2 protein-coding genes are annotated in these 952 nt (G+C 39.2%); both read left to right on the forward strand.

Translation table 11 applies throughout. The annotated features are described in order from the left end of the window. The coding region (locus QL995_RS21630) for a polysaccharide biosynthesis protein (RefSeq protein WP_290295079.1) at positions 1 to 744 on the forward strand (744 nt) is incomplete at its 5' end. A 10-nt stretch (positions 745 to 754) separates the two neighbouring features. After that, positions 755 to 952: DegT/DnrJ/EryC1/StrS family aminotransferase (locus tag QL995_RS21635; protein WP_290295080.1), on the forward strand; the 198-nt coding region annotated here is incomplete at its 3' end.

A 952-nucleotide genomic window follows, 5' to 3' on the forward strand; every position in this document is an offset into this window, starting at 1 on the left:
GTTGATACCGCTGAATACAATCCAACAGAATGTATTCGTACAAACATAGATGGTGCTGAAAATGTTATTCATGCCGCATTAGCGTGTGGTGTAAAAGATGTTGTAGCGCTATCGACAGATAAAGCATGTGCACCAATTAATTTATACGGTGCCACTAAACTTGCATCAGACAAATTATTTGCTGCTGCTAATAATATTCGCGGCTCGAAAGACATTAAATTCAGCGTTGTTCGTTATGGTAATGTAATGGGTTCTCGTGGCTCTGTTATTCCTTTCTTTTTAGAAAAACGAAAAGAAGGTATTTTACCAATCACACACAATGAAATGACTCGTTTTAATATATCGCTTCAAGACGGCGTTAATCTAGTTATGTTTGCCTTGGGTAATCATCTTGGTGGTGAGATATTCATCCCTAAAATCCCGTCATACAAAATTTTAGACATTGCAGAAGCCGTAGCACCTAAATGCGAAACGCGTGATGTAGGTATTCGCCCAGGTGAAAAACTACATGAAGAAATGATTACAGATACTGACTCGTTAAATACGATTGATTTGGGTCCTTACTACGCAATTTTACCCTCTGTATCGTATACATATACCGAAGAAGAATACCTTGCTCACCATAAAGCTGAAAAAGTACCATTTGGTTTTAAATACAACTCAGGAACAAACACTGAGTGGGAAACAATTGAAGGCTTGCGTGAGCTTATTGTTGAACATGTTGACCCATCGTTTGAAGTATAGAGATAGCTAAATGATACCGTATGGAAAGCAAGATATAACTCAAGCAGATATTGATGCTGTGGTTAATGTATTAAAGTCGGACTTTTTGACGCAAGGGCCACAAGTCCCTGCGTTTGAACGTGCACTGATGGATTCAAGCGGCGCCAATCATGCCTTGGCTGTTAATAGTGCAACGTCAGCTTTGCATATTGCTTGTTTAGCGCTTGAA

This window comes from Pseudoalteromonas sp. APC 3358, from assembly GCF_030408075.1.
GTDB classification, from domain to species: Bacteria; Pseudomonadota; Gammaproteobacteria; order Enterobacterales; family Alteromonadaceae; genus Pseudoalteromonas; species Pseudoalteromonas arctica.